The organism is Serratia sp. A07, from assembly GCF_058725505.1.
In genome coordinates this window covers 143,846-160,746 of the sequence record NZ_JBZXDO010000009.1, presented here as the reverse complement: position 1 = coordinate 160,746, position 16,901 = coordinate 143,846, and the positions used below count along the sequence as shown (strand labels likewise).

Below are 16,901 nucleotides of genomic sequence, written 5' to 3'. Positions count from 1 at the left end.
GGCACGTTTGGCTACCTGGCGCGGTAATTGGCGACATAATCCAGTTTGTTCGCGCCGAACAATGCATTAACATAACTCCCACTTATCTCTTGCATGGTTATATGGATATCCGATGCGTCACCTGGTTGCGCTTTTACCGCTGATTACCTTGCTTGCTGCCTGTAGCAGCACGCCGAAACCCAGTCCCACCGCTACGCCGCAAGGCACCCCGGTAAAGGGCGGCTTTTTGCTGAGCCCGGCGCACAGCGGCGCGCCGCTGGGGGGTGATTTCGCCAATAACCCAAATACCGCGCGCTTTATCGATAAGATGGTGCAGGAACACGGCTTTGATCGGCAGCAGCTGCACGACGTGCTGGCGCAGGCACGGCGCCTGGATTCGGTTCTGCGGCTGATGGACAGGCAGGCGCCGACGCCGTCGACCCAGGGGCCAACCGGGCCGAATGGCTCCTGGCTGCGCTACCGCAACAAGTTCATCACGCCGGATAACGTGCAAAACGGCGTGGTGTTCTGGAATCAATATCAGGATGCGCTGCAGCGTGCCTGGCAGGTGTACGGCGTGCCGCCGGAGATCATCGTGGGGATTATCGGCGTGGAGACCCGCTGGGGCCGCGTAATGGGTAAAACCCGCATTATCGATGCGCTGGCGACGCTGGCCTTCGACTACCCGCGCCGCGCCGATTACTTTGCCGGTGAGCTGGAAACCTTCCTGCTGATGTCGCGCACCGAAGGCGACGATCCGCTCGAGCTGCGCGGCTCCTTCGCCGGCGCGATGGGCTATGGGCAGTTCATGCCTTCTTCCTTCAAGAGCTATGCGGTCGACTTCAACGGCGATGGCCATATCAACCTGTGGGATCCGGTCGATGCCATCGGCAGCGTGGCCAATTACTTCAAGGCGCACGGCTGGTCCAAAGGCGAGCCGGTAGCGATTCAGGCCAACGGCCAGGCGCCGGGGTTGGAAAACGGCTTCAAGACCCGCTACTCGGTCACCGCGCTGGCGGAAGCCGGCCTGAGCCCGCAGGGATCGCTCGGGGATAACCAGGAAGCCAGCCTGCTGCGGCTGGACGTCGGCACCGGCTACCAGTATTGGTACGGCCTGCCGAACTTCTACACCATCACCCGCTATAACCACAGCACCCATTACGCCATGGCGGTATGGCAGCTGGGCGAAGCGGTAGGGCGCTCGGCGCGCGGCGGTTTCTGACGCTGCGCCCATAAACGAAAAAGGCCGCTTGCGCGGCCTTTTTTACGTTCTGAACAATCAGAAATCGTAGCGCAGACGCACCACGGTCATATCGCCGAGGTTGTCGGTGCTCGATGTCAGCACGTGCTCTACGTCAACGCGGAAGCCGTAGTCAAACTGCACGGTAACCCCGAGGCCGTTGTCGATGCGCTGGTAGTTGCGCCCGGTGACGTATTCCAGGCGATCGCCCATAAAGTACGGCATCACCGATTTCACCGCGTACTGGCCAACCGGCACGGTATAACCGGCCAGGTATTCGATACCCCACGCATCGCCGGCGAAGTAATTGTTGACGTCGGCTTTCTTGGTGGTCAGGAAGTCGTGGTAGTAACCGCCGCCGAAGGTGAGGGTCCAGTTGTCCGGTTTCCAGCTGAGGGCGGTGCCGACGATGTTCTGATCGTAGCTCTTGCTGCCGCTGGTGGACGGGTTGCGCATTTCGGCGCGGGTGTAGTTCCAGGCGGTGCCCCAGGTCAGATCCTGCGTGATGTGGTAATCCACGCCCAGTGAGCCGCCGCCTTTGCGCTTATAGCGCAGGCCGTTGCCCGGCAGGTAGTCGCTGTCGCTGAACAGGTACGACGCATAAACGTCCGCATCGCCGAAGCGGTTCTTGTACTTCAGCATCTTGCGTGAACGGTAAGAGCCGTCGTAGTCGCCGTTGATGCCGTTGCCCGGCGCCTGGGCCAACATGTCGTAGTCCCAGATATCGGTCTTGGCGCCAACCACATCATAGTAAACGCTGTTCTGCTGGCCGAAGGTCATCTGGCCCCAGGTGTTGCTTTTCAGGCCGGTGTACAGCATGCGGCGGCTGGTGTTTCTCGCGCCGTCGGCATAGTGATGATCCCAGTCGAACAGCGCCGGAATGTTTACGCCCAGCTCGTAGTAGCTGATCCAGCTGATATCGTCGAACAGGTAGTAGTCCGCCGCGAAACGGAAGCGGGTGCCGCCGTCAAAGCCGTTACGCTTGTAGGAACCTTTGTCGCCGTCGCCCGTCATGTTGTTGAACTGCGGACGGATGCTGCCGCCAACGGTGAAGTTCAGGCGGCTGAGCGGATCGCCGGCCTGTGGATCCTGCTTCAGCAGGGTGATTTCCGCCTGAGCGGCGAACGACGCGCTGCCGATCGCCAGACCCAGCGCCACCGCTTGAGTCAATACGCGCAATTTCATTGCCATGTGTTATCCCTGTTTTATGTATGACCGCCCCCATCAGCGCCGCCATGCCGATGTTTTGCGCAGAACGCTGCGTTTTTGCGCATTTTGACGGTTTTTTTTGGTGTTTTAGCGGCGGGCGGCATTTGTAACATAAACAGGGACATAAATAATTACTTTTCTTGCTAATTATTGGCCGGTTTTTGACCATTCCGTGCGGTGCAAAGGGCCGCTGTTCATGTTTCTCGATTCGGATGAATTCATTTAACGCCAAGGTTTATATTTTTCATTTGTCAGTCACCGGCGCCAGCCTGTAATTTCATCCGTGCAAGAGGTAATTAATTTGAGCCTTTTACCGGTGTATTAACGTCAGCCTTTGTCTGCGTAATCGGCCGGCATGAATAAGCGATTGGGAGGTCGCCATGAGAAACCTGTTAATGTTGTTAGTGGGGCTGTTTTCACTGCCGGCGATGGCGGCGGAGTCGCACGTTTGTCATTCTCAAGCGTATGATTATGCAGAGGTTAGTAAGCTTAGGCTGTCGGATGACACCCTGTTCACCTGCCGCGGCGTGGGGCGCCTGACGATCCCTGAATTAGCGCGTAAAGGATGGAGGGTGATTCATCTGGCGCAGCAAACGGAATATACCGACTCTGTCGATAGCGATGGTGAGGTTATTAAGCTTTATCAGGAAATCGTGGTTTATAAAGAATAACGCGACGGTTGCCCGTTATTATTCTCACGGTGGCGAGAACCCTATTATGAATGCGAGAATCGGAATCGACGGCAGGGCTGCCGCCGCGATGGTGATGCTATGCGCCATCTGGGGAATGCAACAGGTGGCAATCAAGGCCGCCGAGCCGGATGTGTCGGCGGTGCTGCAAATCGCCATTCGCTCGGGTCTCGCCGCGTTGGCGGTTTACCTGCTGGCGCGCGGCCGCGGCGAGCGCTTCACCTGGGATCGCGCCACGCTGTGCGCCGGTTTGAGCGTGGGGGCATTGTTCGCGCTGGAGTTCTTTTTTGTCTCCGCAGGGCTGCGTTACACCAGCGCCTCGCATATGGCGGTGTTTTTGTACACCGCGCCGCTGTTTTCCGCCCTTGGCCTGCATTTTCTCCTTCCTCAGGAGCGCCTGTCGCCGGTGCAGTGGCTGGGCATGCTCATCGCCTTTGGCGGCGTGGTGCTGGCCATATCGGGCATGGCTGAGGGAAGCGGCGGAGCCGAACGGCTGAAAGGCGATCTCTACGGCCTGCTGGCGGGGATCGCCTGGGGAGCCTCTACCCTGGTGATCCGCACCACGCGCCTGGCGGAGTGCCCGGCCAAACAGACGCTGCTGTGCCAGCTGACGGGCGCCTGTGTGCTGTTGTCGTTGCCGGCGCTGGCGACGGGAAACCTGCATTTCACCCTGAGCCCGGTGGCCTGGTACAGCCTGCTGTTCCAGACCGTGGTGGTGTCGTTTTTCAGCTACCTGATCTGGTTTTCGCTGCTGCGTCGCTATCAGGCCTCCTCACTGGGCATTCTCACCTTTATGACGCCGGTATTCGGTATCCTGGCGGGGGTCGTTATTCTCGGCGAGCCGTTGCAAATTGAGTTTGTATTGGGGGCCATGCTGATCGTGCTGGGACTAATCGTGGTGAGTTGTTCTTATCTTATTTATTTTGACCGAAGGGTGGCACCCAAAATATAAATTATGGATGTTGATGTACAGAACTACCAAATAAGCTGCGAAAGCCAATTCATTATCCAGCTGCAAATATCCCGCTATGCCTGGGGCGTGCCGCTGATCACGCTCAGCGATAACGGTGATTTTACCGTGATAAGAAACCGAGGCTGGTCGAGGTTAGCTAATGGGATGCAATTGGAGGTTTATTATTTCGCCAATAATTCCCTGCTTACCTGGGATAAAAACCGCAAATATATCTCTTATTCAAAGGCCGGCCGGCTCTACGCCTGCGCGCTGCATTTTTCTTATTCCCCCAAAATAGAGCGCTAACCCTCTGGCTATCAGACCAGAGGGGCGATTTTCATGATCCACTGCTTAAACGCGAGGATTTTCGGCCACTGCCGCTCGGAGATGGTCGAGGTGAAATAGCAGTGCTCGCAGGGCACGGTCATGTCGGTGAACGGAATGATCAGCTCGCCGCTTTTGATCCAATCCTGCACCAGATTGAGCCGCCCCATGGCGACGCCAAGGTGCCGCGTGGCGGCCAGCACCGCGAGATCGGATCGGTCGAACTCCATGCTCTTGCTGTCGGTATCCAGCCCCAGCGCAAAGTGTTGCGACCAGGTTTGCCACTCGTCTTCGCCGGAGTTGTAGCGATCGTGCAGCAGCGTGCAGTGGGCCAGGTTTTCCGGCGCATCGTACAGGCTATGTGCGGCGGCATACTGCGGCGTGCAGATCGGCACCATCGATTCCTGCATAAAAGCCTCGTCCAGATGCCGCCCCGAGGGCAGTTTGCCGAAGTACATCGCCAAGTCCACGCCGCGGTTGGCCAGGTTGATGATCTCCTGCCCGGTCAGAATGTTGAGGTGAATGGTGGGGTGCTGGGCGATAAAGTCGCCGATGCGCGGCAGCAGCAGGCATTGCACCAGAGAGGGGTGCGAATAGAGGGTCAACGTCCCCGTCAGCTCGCGATTTTTGATGTCCAGAATTTCCTGATTCAGCGTGTTGAAGGAGCTGTCCAGCGCCCATTGCATGCGCTCGCCCTCCGGGGTCAGGGTAATTCTGCGATGAAAGCGCTGGAATAGCAGGAAGCCCAACTCCTTTTCGAGCAGATTAATGCGGTGGCTTACGGCGCTGGGGGTGATCGACAATTCTTGCGCCGCCAGCGCAAAAGATAAATGACGGGCGACGCATTCGAAAGTATGCAGCCGGGAAAATTGATAGCTGGTCAGCGGGGTGGCCCGCTGTGAATGTTTTTTACTGGGGAACATGCTATTTCTCCGTGCACGTAATGCGCTAATATTAACACTTAATGGCATGAGTGATAAACCCAAGTTGATTAATATGTTCATTTTATATATCAGGACCCTGTTTACTGATTACCGTCATAGATTTTAAGGATTAAGATGATGAGATAACATGAACCGGTAAATGACTTGTCTGCTGGCAGACTGAAATTAGAAATTGACGAGGTCTGACATAAACCTGTTAAAGATAAATGTGACGTAGAAGGAGAAACGGTGAAAAATAAGGCCGTTATTTCTTACGCACGTATCGGTCAAGTAGAGCTGTAGGTATGATGAAAAACTGGCTCGTCCAGTGACGTTCACTGACAGACGAAGGGAAAGCCAGTAGCAAGTCGAAGGGAGGCCATTGTGCAGTTGATTTATTTTATGTCGGAATCGTTGGCGCCGGAGAAATTCGCCCGCATCCTTAATCCCGCCGATGCGCGTTATGAGCTGGAGCGACATTACCTGTTCGGCGGTTCGTCCATGTCGTCGATATCGAGCAGGCACACTATCACGCGCAATACGCAGTCCGGTATTGGCGTATCGAGTTACCGGGAAGATAGCGGCATGAAGCGCGGCGTGTTTGACGAACTAAAACGCGGCAGTTTGCTTGCCGTCGATGCAAGTATCGGTGCCTGGAGCCCCGTCAAATATCCGTTTTTCATCAATGCGCAAGGGCGCCTGCAGCGTTATCCCGGGACTGTATTACCGCCGCAGTACCCAGTTGAACGTATAATTCAACGTTATGAAGAGATGATCAGCCGATACGCCGCCAGGCCTAAACCAACTTCCTTGCCCCCGAGACAAAACACCGCTAAAAATCCCCCGCTGATGCAGGCGGTGGCCGCCGCCGTTGGCTCAAGCCTTACCGTCATCAAAGAGGTCGTTCGCCCAATGAGCAAACAGGAGCGTTGGCAGGCGAGAAAATATCTGATTGGTCGGGGGGAGCGAAGTATCTATCCGGATGCGCGGATTGCGGCGCAACGCCTGGCGCAAAATAACGTCGCGGTGGAAAAGGCCAAGCTGGCGCAGAATGTCTATAACACGACCAATCCGTTGGCGGCTACGCCAGGCGTGCCGGAAGGATGGCGGGATGTGAGTAATGACGGCGGTTTTTTGGATGGTTTAGGGGTTCGCCGGGAAATGCTTTATGACAATGAGATATCACCGGGTTTTTTGGCAAGGGTTTATGCTCCGGATAAAGCCGTGTTTGGCGATGATATGAAGCCGACAGTTGTTTTTCGCGGGTCAAGGATGCCTGAACTTCCTAATGGTAAACTGAATGCGGCGAAGAAGATATTTATCGATCGTGAACTGCCAGAGATAAAGAACCTGGAAGACTGGACGAATAACTTCAACCAAGGCAGAGGTGCTGAATCTGCATACTATCAAAGAGCTGTAGATATTGGCTCTTTATTAAAGGGCCGGGTAGATATCTCCGGGCATTCGCTAGGCGGTGGGCTGGCATCGGCGGCATCAATGACCAGCGGTAAATCTGGGTGGACATTTAATGCCGCGGGATTGAATTCGGGTACCGTGGAAAAGTATGGGGGTTCCTTGGTGGGCAGTGAGGATATTATCAACGCCTACCGGGTGAAGGGCGAAATTTTGACGAGGTTGCAGGAAGTCGATCTCAGGCAAGACTTTATCGACGTTAATGGCAACCTTGCATTATTGGCCGCGAAGGAAAAAATATCGTCACATTTGCCGGATGCCGTTGGTGTTAAACACACGCTTGATGGCGGTGTGGGAAATATGGGGGACCGACATGGGATCCAACAAGTGATAGACTGCATCGAACAGGAAAAAGACGATGATATCGCCACAATCGGTCACAGGATATAGAAGCTCGATGAGACAAGTTTTTAACGTGTTCGCAGCGCTGTTCATCGCGATTGGATTGGTGTTTACAACCGGATGTAAGGAGAAAGGAATGGACTTGCCGCCAGAAGGTTACTTTACAGGTCAACAGCTTGTGTTGGCTAAGGCTATCCGCGATGGGAATATCGGCAACATCAAACGGCTGGCGAAAGAGACGGATCTGAACAGCCCCGGTGAACACGATATGACATTATTGTTTTATGCCCTGGCGACGTCGACTCATGACAATGCCACGCCGGAACGGCTGCAGATTGCGACCGAGTTGGTAAAGGCCGGAGCCGATCCACTGCAACCTCGCCCCAATGGCGGTGCCAGTCCTGCTGAATGGATGGCAAAATTAGACAACGGTATTTGGTTAAAGGCATTGCTTGATGGGGGATTGTCTCCTAATGCAAGAGGCAAACTTGATGATCTACCAATAATATTTCAGACAATTAAATCCAGTAATACAGAGACAATGGCGACACTGATAAAATATGGTGCGGACATTAACATTCAGGATAGGTTAAAGAGAACACCATTAGTGGAGTGTGCTTATTTGGGGCGAATTGACCATATGAATCTTCTGCTTAAACATGGTGCAAATCCGTTTATTGAAGATAGATTTGGTGAAAACTTTGTTGATTTACTCGATGATAAAATCAAGAAAACGGAGGGTAATGATTCATTGCATACTCGATACCTTGAATTAAAGAAACTGCTGAGAGTTCAATAACAAATCGGGCCTGCATCGCCGAAAAGAACCGCGCCCGGTGGTGACCCTCCGGGCGCGGCATTCAGGGAAAAACGGTGTGCTGGTCGGCGCGCATCAACGGCGGCGCAGCAGCAGGCCGGCCAACAGGCCAGCGCCGGCAATGAGGGCTAATGCGGCGAGGGGGTTTTTCTTCATCATGCTGCCGGCGCAGCTCAGGGCGTCGCCGTATTTTTCTTGCAGCGCGCCCGCTGCATAGCGCGTGACGCCTTCGGCCTGCAAACGTTCGTTCCCGGTGACGTCGCCCGCCATTTCCTGCGCTTTGCCCGCCACTTTTTCCATCATGCCATTGGCTTTTTCGCTGTTCATTATGATGCGCTCCTAAGGTTCGATCCGTTTGGCTTCCGCACAGGGCGAAAGCCTGCATTTGCACCTCCATGTTATGCACTTCACGTTGTGCCTATAAGGGGCGTTTGCATCGGTACGGATAGTGCATTTGCAGGCTACTTGCCGTTCCTGGTGGCCGGCCCGCCGGTAAACAGACCGCGCTCCCTGGCCCAGACGATGGCTTCGCTGCGGCTATGCACACCCAGTTTGGAATAGACCGTCGCGACATGATTGCGAATGGTGTTGAGCGCCAGATTGAGGCGCGCTGCGATTTTCTTGTCCGGCAGCCCCTCGCAAATCAATTCCAGCACATCGCGCTCGCGCGGCGTGAGATCGCTGGCGTTAAATCCGGTCTGATCGGGCCGGTTGATGCTTTTCACGTTGGCCAGTTTTTCAATCAAGGTTTGGCTGAACCAGGAAGCGTCCTGCATCACTTCCTCGATGGCGCTCACCAGCTCCAGCTCCGAGCGTTTGCGTTCGGTAATGTCCATGAGCACCAGCAGGTAGCAGGGCGCATTGTGAATGCTGACGGCATCCGCCGAGGCCACGCAGTCGATCGGCTCGCTCCCTTTCTTGCGTACCCGGATGTCCAGTCCTTCGACGTTACCGCTTTTTTCCAGCGCGGCAAACAAACGGCGGTTCGCCTCGGGATCGTCAATAAATTGGATCTCATCGACCGTTTTGCCGATCAAGGCTTCGGCGTCGTACTCGGTGGTGCGGGTGAAGGTTTCGTTGACGTCCAGCACGCGCCGCTCGTGCGCCGTACACAACAACGTCGGCACCGGGCTCAGGCGAAATGCCTTGGCGAACCGCTCTTCACTTTCCCGCAGCGCCGATTCCGCCTGACGCCGGGGTTCGAGATCGGTAAAAGTGAACAGCATGCAGTCGTCTTCATTGATGTCCAGCGGTTGGCCGGCAACCACCACCAGCTTGCTTCCGCCACCGGGCAGTTTCAGCTCGGCCTCCATTTGTGGAATGGTTGCGCCTTCCCCCAGGCGCTGAATCGCCAGCTCTTTGTGTTCAGCCTGTTCCAACACGTCGAGTTCATAGACCGAACGCCCCATGACCTGTTCACGCTGGTAACCGGTCATATCGAGGAACCCCTGATTGACCTTGACGTAACGCAGGTCGCTTAGCCGACAAATGACCGCCGGCGCTGGATTGGCGTTGAAGGTTTTTTCAAAGCGCTGTTCGGCGCTGGCCCACTCCGTCGCGTCGCTCAGGATCAGCGCCAGCAGCTCCGGCTGCCCCTGCGCATCGGTGATAATCAGGCTCCGCAGGCGGTGCACCCAGAAGCTGTCCGGATCGTCGACCTGCCGAACTTCCACTACCACATCGGTGAAGGTCTCGCCATCGGCAACCCGGTTTAGCGGGTACTGTTCCAGCGCCAGCGGGTGGTTGTTGCGATAACGCAGGGCAAACCGCGCCGCGTACTCGTCGGCATTGGCCCCCAGGGCTTTCTGGTGGCTCACGCCATGCATGGCCAAGGCGGCTTCGTTGGCCCAAAGCAGCGTTTGATCGGTATCCGTCAGGATCACGCCGTCGGACAAGCCGGAGATGATTTGCTGCAGGTGGCCGCGGTGGGTTTCGCTGGCCAGGACGGATGGGTTCATGTGCTCTCCGCTAGACAGAAGGGGGAGCGGCCTCTGACGGGGGCCGCAGGTTACGCTACTCGCTGAGCAGCTTAGTGCATAACGTGCGTATTCGCAGGGTGTGAATGCACTAGTCATTCTGGCGCAAATGAACCGGGACGGCCGACGATGCCGCGCGGCAGACTGGATTTGTCTGCGCGGTTATCCGCCGTGCGTGCAATCACTTGTCCAGAAAATATAAGGAACAACGATGACCACTGTCTATGAATCAAATCGCTTTGCGTTTCAGGTGTCATGGGGCTCGATATTGGCCGGGAGTGCCGTGGCGCTGGTGACTTATCTGATCTTCAGCGTGCTGGGTACGGCTGTCGGTGCCCAGGCCGTGGATATGATGCAAAAGGGCAACCCGCTGAGCGGCTTTGGCACCGGCACCGGGATCTGGCTGCTGGTTTCAACGCTGGCCTCGCTGGCCGCAGGCGCGTTCGTCGCCGGCCGCACCGCACCGAATCGCGGCGGCTTGCATGGCCTGCTGAGCTGGGCGATCACCACCTTGCTGACCACCTGGCTGGTGGTTTCATTGGCGAGTGGCGTGGTGGGGCTGGCGGGTAGCGCGGTGGGCAAAGGGCTTTCGCTGGCGGGCAGCGGCCTGGCTGCGGCAGCGCCAAACGTGGGCGAAGGCCTCAAGCAACAGCTGGATAAAAAGGGCATCAGCCTTGACTGGGGAAGCCTGGAAAACCAGTTGAACGCCACGCTCAAGCAGACCGGCAAGCCAGAACTGGATCCGGCTCGGTTGGAACAGAAGGCCGATAGGGCGACCGCCGACGGCAAGCAATCGGCCATGGACGCGGCGGCCGATCCGGCGCGGGCCGCCTCCGAGCTCAAGCAGTGGTTCGACCGCGTCAAGCAGTCCGGTGAGCCGACGTTGAGCGCGGCCGATAAGGATGCGTTGGTGAATATCGTTGCGGCGCGCACCGGCAAGAGCCGTGATGAAGCGAGCCAAATCGTCGATAACTACGCTCAGGCTTACCAGCAGGCGGTGCAGAAAGTGGAGAAACTCAAGGCTGAGGCCGAGCAGAAAGCGCGTGAAGCGGCCGATGAAGCGGCTAAACAGCTGTCGCGCGCCGCATGGGGGTCGCTGTTGGTGCTGCTGTTGGGCGCCGCGCTGAGCGCCGGCGTGGGGCGGATTGCCGAATCAACTCGCCGCACCCTCGCGGTAAGTTGAGATGAGAAAAAACCTGTCGTGCATTTCGCTGAATTATCGAAAAGTAGCCGGGGCCTCCGCGCCCGTGCTCGTCATCGATTTTTGCAACGAGAACAACGAGCGCTATACCCTGCGCTACAACCTGCCGCCGGATACCCCGGAACGCACCGAGCGGCGGGTGTCTTTGCTGCTGTATCTGTTGCGTAAGCACAGGTCCGCAGAGATCGACAACCTGGCTGATTGAGCAGCCCGTGAATGAAAAGCCCGGCTTTGCTAGCCGGGCTTTTTGCTGCGCTTGGTCAATAAAGCGTGGCACAAGCAGACGCGGCACTGTTACGAGGGAAGGGGAGGCGGTTCAGCAGGGCACCAGTGGCGCTCCCATTGACATGGAGGGAAAATAGGGCATCGAACAGGGTTTGTTGAAACGTCGATTCTTCACCGTGCGGGAGAAGATAAAAAAGAAACTTGCAATGACGATCTGTGATTATCGGGCCCGAGGTTAAGATCTTGCGCTTATCCGCCGCATCTTCCTTCGCCACCGTTCATACTTTTTCGTATTCGGCTCAATAGTTTTATCAACCGGCCAAACAATAAAACACGATTTAATTTGTGATGATGAAATTCCTATTCGGCCATGCCCGTGGAGCGTAAAAAAACACTTTAAGATAAAACAATTAACATAAAGTGTGATTCACCCTGGCGGGGCAAATGCATCTTTAATGGATGCACTTTGCGTGGCGCATTTTTTATTCACGGATTTTTCGCAAGCGTATTTATATAACATGATCATTTTCAGTTATTTATATGATGACTTTTCCGATGCCGTAAAAATTGTATTGACAGGGTGATTTTTTTTAGGATTAATCCTAATGACTTGATTTGAGAGGTTAACGATTTTAATAAAAAGGACACAATCTTTATAAAGGCAGGGAGCGCTCATGGATTATAGAAAGGATATTCTTGTACAGGTCTTGGAGTATATGGAGAAAAATATTATAGAGGGGCTTTCCGTTGAGAAGGTTTCCATTATCTCGGGTTACTCTAAATGGCATTTACAGCGGTTATTTAAACATTATTTTGGCATTACGTTAGGGACTTATATCAGGAATAGAAAGCTGAGTCGGTCCGCTGTCCTGCTCAAACAGCATCAAGGTAACATATTGGATGTTGCCCTGGCATCCGGGTTTGCTTCTCAGCAATGCTACACGCGGGCATTCAAACGTTTCTTTGGCGAAACGCCCAACAGCTTTAGGAACAGCCGGGGATGGGATTTCTCCACCCAGATCCCACCGTATGGGAGCGACAATAAACCCTATTTTTATCATACGGTCATGCCGGATGACATCGACATGTTGAAGCAGTACAAGGCATTGATTTTCCACTCCGTCAGGAAGTACAGAGATGCCAGTGACATTACCCAGACGAATGATAAATGGCTAAGTAAAAATGGGAGGGCTTATAGCGTAGAAAAAAGAAAAGGGGGGCGGCCGCATGCCAACGGCAAGGAGCAAGAGGTTTTTCATTCCATATTTAACTTCTATATACCCATGGGGAAATATATTGTCATTCCCTTTATCGGGGAGCTACCTGAGTATATTGCCTTTTTTGAGGGTATCTATGACGCCCATCTGCCGGCTATTAATGTCAAAATGAGGGAGAGCTTTTTCATCGAATTATACAGGCACGAGCATTTAAACAGTAAGATCATCAATGTCGATATACTTATTCCTGTGGCGTAGTGTTGAGGAAAGGAGGCATCATGAGTAAAGAAAAATCCTCTGGCTCGATTAATAAACACCGCCGCGCGCTCTTTATGCTACCTTTAACGTTGCCTGCCTTTGGCAGAGTGAACGTTAAAGGTTTAGGCAGGCAGGCTATTCAATTAGCGCTGGCATTAACGCTCTTCATGTTTTCAGGAAATGCGATGGCAAATAATCGGGAACAGCATCAAATAGCGTTAGTCGGCACCTGGACCCATATTCCGGATGCGTCAACGGTGCAGAAACCGACGCGCCCCAGTGAAGGGCTCTATCGTCTGGCGGTTAATGGCGACGGCACGTTAACGCTGCTCGATGCCCTTAAAATGAAAAGCCCGTCGTGGATCGTCACATCCCGCGATGGCCGCTTCGCCTATGCCACCAATGAGGAGGACGCGGGAACGGTGACCGCCTTGGCGATAGACCAGGCTGGCAGCCTGCGGGTGCTGAATACGGTGAGCAGCGCGGGTCGGCAGCCGACGCATGCCACCCTCAGCCCGGACGGCAAGTTTCTGTTGGTCGCCAACTATTCCGTCGCCAAAGGCGGCGCGGGGGTGACGGTATTGCCGATTGGCAGCGACGGCAGGCTGGGTGAACGCGTACAGCATTATCCGTTTACGCCCGGCTCCGGCATCGTGCAGGGGCGCCAGGAAGGCGGGCATGCGCACTCCACCACCTTCAGCCGCGATGGGCAATACCTGTACGCGGCGGATCTCGGCGGCGATAAGCTGCACGCCTACCGCTATCGTTCGGATAACGCGCAGCCGTTGCAGGCGGATGCTTCGCGCGATGTCGCCTTTGCGCCCGGCGCCGGCCCAAGGCACATGGTGTTCTCGCCGGCAGGCGACTATGCCTATGTCATCACCGAAATGGCGGGCGAGATCGAGGCGTTTGCCGTTAACGACAATCGATTGACGCGGCAAGGGAAAGTGAAACTGAACGGCGGCCTCGATTCGGCGGAGGCGAAAAGCGGTGGGGCCATTATCCTGAGCCCGAGCGGCAGATATCTTATTGCCACCCATCGCGGCACCGATAACCACCTGCTGGTATTAAAAATAGGCAGGGACGGTCTGCCAGGCGTGCCGACGCGCTATGAGGCCGGCGGCATTGAGCCGCGTGCGCTCGCTTTCGATGCCGGCGGCCGCTACCTCTATGTCACGAATGTGTTCACCAACACCGTTATGCTGTTCGATTTCGATGATGAGAAGGGCGAATTGCAGGCCAGAGGTGAAGCGGCGGCGATTTCAACGCCGACGGATATTAAGTTTTTTAATTGATGCCAATTATAACGCTAGGCGACAATCGGACCTGAACAGGGGAAAAGGGGAATTGCGGGTGCAGATGATGGGGAATGGCGTGATAAGAAAGAATGGTGTCCCCGACTGGAATCGAACCAGTAACTAGCCCTTAGGAGGGGCTTGTTATATCCGTTTAACTACGGGGACGCTGCGGGCCGGCAACTGAAGCTGCCGGGGCATTATACCTTTTTTTACCCGCAGAATAAGCGCTTAGCGGCGCGTTTGCTCAATACCTCGCCAGTTCACGCCGAAATTTCCTCGGCTAACCGACCGCGATCACGGTTTTTCCCCGCCGTGGCGCCGCTTTTCCTCTTGCCGACGCGCGGCCTGGTTTTTGGCGCTCAAATCGTTGCGGATCTGCGCGTGGCTTATCAGCGCAAAGATAAAGGTGCCGCCGATGATGTTACCCGCCAGCGTCGGCAGAGCGAACGGGTAAATGAATGCTTGCCAGCCAATCGCGCCGTTGAACACCAGATACAGGATCTCGACCGAACCGACCACGATATGGGTCAAATCGCAAATCGCCACCAGGTAGGTCATCAGCACGATCACCCAGATTTTCGCCGCGCCGGCGGCCGGGAACATCCACACCATGGTGGCGATGATCCAGCCGGCCAGGATGCCGTTGGCGAATATTTCCCCCGGCGTATGGCGCATCACCTCTTCGCCCAGGCTGACGAAGGCGCCGCGTGTTTCGGCGTCGAACAGCGGCATATGGGTAAACGCCAGCGCCGCCAGCCCGGTGCCGATCAGGTTGCCGAGCAGCACCACGCCCCACAGGCGCAGCAGGATCAGCAGGTTGCGCGGCGTGGGCTTATGCATGATTGGCAATACCGCCGTGACGGTGTTTTCGGTAAACAACTGCTGGCGCGCCATGATGACAATGATGAAACCGAAGGTATAGCCGAGGTTCTCGATGAAAAAGCGGCTGGGATCGTCCGGCAGGCGGGCGTGGAAAATGCCTTTTGCCGCCAGCGAGGCGCCCATCGACAGCCCGGCGGCGATCGCCGACCACAGCAGCGCCAGCCCGTCGCGCTCCAGCTCTTTTTCGCCTTCCATCCGGATCTGTTCATGCACCGCCGCCGCGCGCGACGGCAGATTCTCTTCCCTGACTTCGATTTCGCGCTTGCCCTGTTCCTGCTCCTCGCTCTCTACCTGCATCGTCTCATCCGGCTCGTGCTCTTGGCGCTGCTGCTCGCTCATGCTGTCGCTCCTGCTCATTAAGGGTGAGTTCACGTCATTAAGCGTAGTTGCCTGGCCCAAATGCGGCGAAATACAGAAAAAGGTAACAAGAGTTAAAATCCGCCGATTTTTTCCACGCATTCTTGATCCTGCTCGCCATATTGGCCCGTCGGCGCGCCCGCCGCGGGCTGCGTGCGGGGAAAGGCTTATGCTATGATTCGCTATCCCAAAGAAAAATATGAGTTCCCCGATGCTGGAAGCCAAAAGTCTGAGTTGCGTGCGCGATGAGCGCATCCTGTTTAGCGAGCTAAGCTTTTCAGTTCAGCCGGGCGATATCATTCAGGTAGAAGGGCCGAACGGCGCGGGTAAAACCAGTTTGCTGCGCATTCTCGCCGGTCTGGCGCGGCCGGACGGCGGCGAGGTGTGCTGGCGCGGGCGCAGCACGCTGCGCGATCGTGCGGGTTACCAGCAAGATTTGCTGTTTATCGGCCATCAGCCCGGCATCAAAGCCGTATTGACGCCCTTCGAAAATTTGCAGTTTTATCAAGCGGTGCGCGGCACAACCGATCATCCGGCCATCTGGCGCGCCCTGGAGCAGGTGGGGCTGGTGGGCTACGAAGATCTGCCGGTGGCGCAGCTGTCCGCCGGGCAGCAGCGGCGCGTGGCGCTGGCGCGGCTGTGGCTCAGCGCGGCGCCGCTGTGGATCCTCGATGAGCCGCTGACGGCGATCGACAAACAGGGCGTAGCCGAGTTGATTAGCCTTTTTGAACAACATGCGCAGCGGGGCGGCATGGTATTGTTGACCACCCATCAGGATTTGGCCGGCGTCAGCCAAACGGTAGGTAAAGTTCGTTTGGCGGAACATGACGCGGGGAGCCTGTGATGTTTTTGACCCTGGTGCGCCGCGAACTGAAGATCGCCTGCCGTAAAGGCTCGGAGATCGTCAACCCGCTGTGGTTTTTCCTGATTGTGATCACGCTGTTTCCGTTGGGGATTGGCCCGGAGCCACAGCTGCTGGCGCGCATTGCGCCGGGCATCGTGTGGGTGGCGGCGCTGCTGGCCTCGCTGCTGTCGCTGGAGCGGCTGTTTCGCGACGACTTCCTCGACGGCTCGCTGGAGCAGCTGTTGCTGCTGCCGACGCCGCTGCCGATGACGGTGCTGGGCAAAGTGTGTGCTCACTGGGTCGTGACGGGATTGCCGCTGCTGATCCTGTCGCCGCTGGTGGCGCTGCTGCTGTCGCTCGATATGCAGACCTGGCTGGCGGTGGCGGGGACGCTGCTGCTCGGCACGCCGACGCTGAGCCTGATCGGCGCTATCGGCGTGGGGCTGACCGTCGGCCTGCGCAAAGGGGGCGTGCTGCTCAGCCTGCTGGTGCTGCCGCTGTATATCCCGGTGCTGATCTTCGCCACCGGCGCGATCGACGCCGCCTCGATGGGCATGCCGATCGACGGTTACCTGGCGATACTCGGCGCGATGCTGGCGGGCAGCGTGACATTGGCGCCGTTTGCCACCGCGGCGGCGCTGCGAGTGAGCGTGCACTAGCTAACGTATTGAATGAACAGACGGGGCAAGGCCGAC

General features: G+C 56.3%; 17 protein-coding genes and 1 tRNA gene. 12 read left to right on the top strand and 6 right to left on the bottom strand.

The window, feature by feature from the left end; genetic code table 11:
- Window positions 1-112 precede the first annotated feature (112 nt).
- Window positions 113-1,201 carry a lytic murein transglycosylase B gene (gene mltB, locus AC4PR2_RS12350; RefSeq protein WP_038876549.1) on the top strand — a complete coding sequence of 363 codons (1,089 nt, stop codon included), beginning with the start codon at window positions 113-115 and terminating at the stop codon, window positions 1,199-1,201.
- 57 nt (window positions 1,202-1,258) lie between these two features.
- Here mltB and AC4PR2_RS12345 read toward each other — a convergent pair whose 3' ends face one another.
- Window positions 1,259-2,410, bottom strand: coding sequence for a porin (locus AC4PR2_RS12345; RefSeq protein ID WP_038876548.1), 1,152 nt, complete (start codon window positions 2,408-2,410; stop codon window positions 1,259-1,261).
- Between the two features lie 398 nt (window positions 2,411-2,808).
- Between AC4PR2_RS12345 and AC4PR2_RS12340 the strand changes: the two genes are divergently transcribed.
- From AC4PR2_RS12340 to AC4PR2_RS12330, 3 genes are read left to right on the top strand one after another with little or no spacing between them, the layout of a single operon-like run.
- Complete coding sequence (locus AC4PR2_RS12340; RefSeq protein ID WP_049200124.1) at window positions 2,809-3,099, top strand: hypothetical protein; 291 nt, start codon at window positions 2,809-2,811, stop codon at window positions 3,097-3,099.
- A 46-nt stretch (window positions 3,100-3,145) separates the two neighbouring features.
- Window positions 3,146-4,069: a DMT family transporter gene (locus AC4PR2_RS12335; RefSeq protein WP_100396447.1), complete on the top strand. Its 924-nt coding sequence runs from the start codon at window positions 3,146-3,148 to the stop codon at window positions 4,067-4,069.
- Between the two features lie 3 nt (window positions 4,070-4,072).
- The gene (locus AC4PR2_RS12330) at window positions 4,073-4,375 is read left to right on the top strand and encodes a hypothetical protein (RefSeq protein ID WP_087763433.1); all 303 of its coding nucleotides are present in this window, start codon (window positions 4,073-4,075) and stop codon (window positions 4,373-4,375) included.
- 11 nt (window positions 4,376-4,386) lie between these two features.
- On the opposite strand, the gene dsdC is transcribed toward AC4PR2_RS12330, so the two are convergent.
- Window positions 4,387-5,316 (bottom strand): DNA-binding transcriptional regulator DsdC, encoded by a 930-nt coding sequence (gene dsdC, locus AC4PR2_RS12325; protein WP_033648097.1) that lies wholly within the window; start codon window positions 5,314-5,316, stop codon window positions 4,387-4,389.
- 384 nt (window positions 5,317-5,700) lie between these two features.
- Between dsdC and AC4PR2_RS12320 the strand changes: the two genes are divergently transcribed.
- Together AC4PR2_RS12320 and AC4PR2_RS12315 are read left to right on the top strand one after the other, a co-directional pair.
- Window positions 5,701-7,179: a DUF8093 domain-containing protein gene (locus AC4PR2_RS12320; RefSeq protein ID WP_197808988.1), complete on the top strand. Its 1,479-nt coding sequence runs from the start codon at window positions 5,701-5,703 to the stop codon at window positions 7,177-7,179.
- A 7-nt stretch (window positions 7,180-7,186) separates the two neighbouring features.
- Window positions 7,187-7,930, top strand: coding sequence for an ankyrin repeat domain-containing protein (locus AC4PR2_RS12315; RefSeq protein ID WP_060419947.1), 744 nt, complete (start codon window positions 7,187-7,189; stop codon window positions 7,928-7,930).
- 93 nt (window positions 7,931-8,023) lie between these two features.
- On the opposite strand, the gene AC4PR2_RS12310 is transcribed toward AC4PR2_RS12315, so the two are convergent.
- Window positions 8,024-8,275: a CsbD family protein gene (locus AC4PR2_RS12310; RefSeq protein ID WP_100396445.1), complete on the bottom strand. Its 252-nt coding sequence runs from the start codon at window positions 8,273-8,275 to the stop codon at window positions 8,024-8,026.
- A 134-nt stretch (window positions 8,276-8,409) separates the two neighbouring features.
- Window positions 8,410-9,906, bottom strand: a complete 1,497-nt coding sequence (locus tag AC4PR2_RS12305; RefSeq protein ID WP_197830403.1) for a PAS domain S-box protein — start codon at window positions 9,904-9,906, stop codon at window positions 8,410-8,412.
- Between the two features lie 229 nt (window positions 9,907-10,135).
- Between AC4PR2_RS12305 and AC4PR2_RS12300 the strand changes: the two genes are divergently transcribed.
- From AC4PR2_RS12300 to AC4PR2_RS12285, 4 genes are all read left to right on the top strand, one after another.
- A complete protein-coding gene (locus AC4PR2_RS12300) occupies window positions 10,136-11,107 on the top strand; it encodes a YrzE family protein (protein WP_038876539.1) in 972 nt (323 codons plus the stop codon).
- Between the two features lies 1 nt (window position 11,108).
- The gene (locus AC4PR2_RS12295) at window positions 11,109-11,330 is read left to right on the top strand and encodes a hypothetical protein (RefSeq protein WP_043140211.1); all 222 of its coding nucleotides are present in this window, start codon (window positions 11,109-11,111) and stop codon (window positions 11,328-11,330) included.
- A 694-nt stretch (window positions 11,331-12,024) separates the two neighbouring features.
- A complete protein-coding gene (locus tag AC4PR2_RS12290; protein ID WP_060419953.1) occupies window positions 12,025-12,825 on the top strand; it encodes a helix-turn-helix domain-containing protein in 801 nt (266 codons plus the stop codon).
- Window positions 12,826-13,010: 185 nt separating this feature from the next.
- On the top strand, window positions 13,011-14,120 hold the full coding sequence (locus tag AC4PR2_RS12285) for a lactonase family protein (protein ID WP_492175162.1): 1,110 nt from the start codon (window positions 13,011-13,013) through the stop codon (window positions 14,118-14,120).
- Between the two features lie 93 nt (window positions 14,121-14,213).
- Here AC4PR2_RS12285 and AC4PR2_RS12280 read toward each other — a convergent pair.
- Window positions 14,214-14,288 (bottom strand) — tRNA-Arg (locus tag AC4PR2_RS12280).
- A gap of 129 nt (window positions 14,289-14,417) precedes the next feature.
- A complete protein-coding gene (locus AC4PR2_RS12275) occupies window positions 14,418-15,344 on the bottom strand; it encodes a formate/nitrite transporter family protein (RefSeq protein WP_492175161.1) in 927 nt (308 codons plus the stop codon).
- Window positions 15,345-15,573: 229 nt separating this feature from the next.
- On the opposite strand from AC4PR2_RS12275, the gene ccmA reads away from it, so the two are divergent.
- On the top strand, window positions 15,574-16,206 hold the full coding sequence (ccmA, locus tag AC4PR2_RS12270; RefSeq protein ID WP_060419962.1) for a cytochrome c biogenesis heme-transporting ATPase CcmA: 633 nt from the start codon (window positions 15,574-15,576) through the stop codon (window positions 16,204-16,206).
- Window positions 16,206-16,865: a heme exporter protein CcmB gene (gene ccmB, locus AC4PR2_RS12265; protein ID WP_025303731.1), complete on the top strand. Its 660-nt coding sequence runs from the start codon at window positions 16,206-16,208 to the stop codon at window positions 16,863-16,865. The genes ccmA and ccmB overlap by 1 nt, the downstream gene beginning before the upstream one ends.
- The last annotated feature ends 36 nt before the right edge of the window (window positions 16,866-16,901 follow it).